Annotated in this window: 1 protein-coding gene; it reads right to left on the reverse strand. The window is 33.6% G+C overall.

Annotated elements, in window-relative coordinates; all coding sequences use genetic code 11:
- Positions 1-2,980 (reverse strand): PKD domain-containing protein (locus ACH2BG_RS09260; RefSeq protein ID WP_395047409.1); only part of this gene is annotated, 2,980 nt, incomplete at its 3' end.
- Between the last annotated feature and the right edge of the window lie 140 nt (positions 2,981-3,120).

Consider the following 3,120-nt stretch of genomic DNA (forward strand, 5'->3'; position numbering starts at 1 on the left):
GACTTGGCAAAGGATTATTAGCTGCATCAAAATAATTAACTATCATTCCTGTTTGACCTCCTAAAATCGTATTTTGAAAAGTCAATGTATCAAAAGAATACAAACCATTTTGATTAATAGGATTCACTTCATCATCACAAACGGTGGTTAATGTCGTTGCAATAGGAAAAGCTTCTGGAAAATCATCAACCACAAACTGAATTGTCGTTTGATAATTACAAGCTTTTGCAGTATTGTTGGTAACCATCACCTTTATGGTTTGTGAAGCCGTTACAAAAGGATTAGCTAACGGACTTGGTAACGAATTATTATTTTGGTCAAAATAAGTAACAGTAACATTTGTTAAACCATTTAACAATGTGGTTTGTAGGTTAGTCGTATCAAAACCATACAATCCATCTTGGTCATCATCGCAATGATTTCTGACAATTGGATTCACAATGGGTATTCTTTCTACGTTTAGTGTGATGAAGCTTTTTAGCAGCAAACAATCGTTGTTTAAATCACTATCTACTCTGGTGTATATGTTTTGTGTGTTTGGGTAACCAATGTTTCTATAGTTTGAAATATTGGTTATAGCGTTAATTTCTACCAAAGCATCGGCTAGATTACGATAGTAAGTAATGGTTAATGATTGATTTACTGGGAAAAGAGCTCTAACTTCGGTATCTACACTTGCAAAATTAAAAGCTGAAACACCATCAGTATTTGTTCCTGAAATAGCATCATCACATTGGGTAAAAGTTCTCGTAAAAGCAACAGGCACTTGGGTAGTTGAAACAATCAAATTGAGTTGTGCTACACGAAAACAGCCATTGGTATTTGAAACTCGAACATAAATCACATCATTACTTACTATTTGATTGGTGTAAGTGGTAAAATTTGGAATGGGAGATATATTATTTTGAGCCTCATTAGCCGTTTCAAAATAAGCAAAAGTTTCGTTTGCAAAATTGGTTGAAATTTTAGCATTGGCTTCCGTTAGATTGAAAACACTAAATCCGTCTGTATCATCGTCACATTGTTTTAAACTTGTTGTTGTAGTTACTGGTAACGAATATACTTGCAAATTAAATGATGTAGTTGCAACACAATTTATATTGTCATTGTTTGCTACTTTTACATAAATAGTCTCTGATGGATTAGTATTTTGATAACTCGTAGGAGTTAGTATTTGATTTGTTAGTGCTGCATCACGATAATATGTTATCGTAAATTGAGTGGATGATTGACCGTTTAAAATGGCGGTAGCTCTTTGTGCTAAATTAAAAATAACTTTTCCATCTGTATCCGTTCCTACTGTTGTGTTATCGCAGGAAGAGAGATTTGAAATATTAACAGGAAGATTAGGGAGTGGCGTATCAAAAACATCAATGTTAAAATTAGTGGTTACTTTACAATCACTATTAGCATTGTTAGACACTTCTGCTATAATAGTTTGCTGTTGGTAAACCGTAGCATTTTGGTAACTGCTTGGTGTTCCAATGGCTATATTGTTTGTATAATCTGTTGCATTGGCAAAATATTTTACGGTATATAAACTAGCATTTTGACCATTTAATATAGCTGCATTCCGAGTAGTTAAATCAAAATTATAAAACCCGTTGTTATTGTTGTCGCATTGCAACATGTTTTGTGGTTGGGTTGCAGTTGGTAGTGCCGAAATGACGATGGTTTTGGTTTTAGTAACACTACCGCCAATCCCCATTACAGTAACTGTAACAGTATAAGTTCCTGCTACAGTATAAGTATGATTGGAAATTGGACTATTGCTAGTTGGGGTACTATCCCCAAAATCCCACACAACGCTAGTGAAGATTTGGTTAGTAGTTAATGATAATTCAGTACTTTGCCCTACACAGCCATTGTTTAATTGTATTTCGTAAGGTAAAAAAAATGAAGTAACAAATGGGGGTAAGCCTAAATCACATCTTCTTCCTGCCAAGTCTATAGCATTCATTTGAAGATTACAGCCAGAACCAATAATATTTGGATTATTGATTACTCCTAACTTTGCCACGTTAAATTCTGCAATATAAATTTTATTATCAGGACCTAATTGAAGTGCTGCTGGAGTAATCAAGCTAGAATTATAAACGTCTTGTCGTGTACTAGGAATTGCAATTGATGTTAAGTCAAACTGCATAACTTTATAGGGAGATGGATCAGATGAAGACAAATATAATATCTTACTGTTTGGAGAAAATTCAACACCATATGTAAACCCACTATATAATACTTGAGGATTTGAAATTACACCTGTAGTTGTATCAAAATCCAGTAGTTCACAATCTGTTAGGCTGTTACTAATTGCTAACTTACTACCATTTGGAGCAATTTTCATATAACCCCAAGCATTTTCAGTCGATCCAGTTACAACCAATCCAGCATTTGAAATTATAGGTGTACTATTTAAGCCTGAAGAAGTTAAGAGATGACCATAAAAAGCATTACTATTCCAACCATGAGTAACTACCCAAAAGTCATTATTATTAGCATGTTTTACAATCGCTAATTTTTCACAAGACGGCGCGTAAACAGGCACGTTTTTTTGAGCCGTAACACCTCCTAAGCCACCATCTAAATTAATATCTATTTCCGAATATCTAAATCCTCGTACCCCTACAAAAGAATCTAGGGTAAAAATATAAAATAAATTTGTGGAACCTGGTTTAGGCACTATGGTAGCTGATTGAGTAGATGAGCCATCTCCCATTAAGCCTGTTCCGTTTAGCATAACACCATGATTTTTATTATATACAGTAACACCGTCTGTATAAAATAAAAGCTGTCCTGCATTGTTAGATAATGTAGCACAACCTTCATAAGTATTTAATTGCCCATCTGTTAATGCGGTTACCGTACCATTTGCATTAAACTTTATACCCGCATTTAGACCAAAATACCAAACACTAGCTTCTTGTTGAGAAAAAGCGAATGACGAAATAAAACAAAAAATTAAGGCTAATATTATTCTCATTTTTAACATATAATTAATTCTGCAAACAGATACTTTCTACTTATAAAAAAAATTCATTATTTTTAATTTGTTTGTTGGCTAGCGCTAGGAGCTTAAGCTGACGGAGAATTTTATATCTTAAAAATTTTCTTTCTACATTT

This window comes from Flavobacterium sp. (genome assembly GCF_043779715.1).
Taxonomy (GTDB): Bacteria; Bacteroidota; Bacteroidia; order Flavobacteriales; family Flavobacteriaceae; genus Flavobacterium.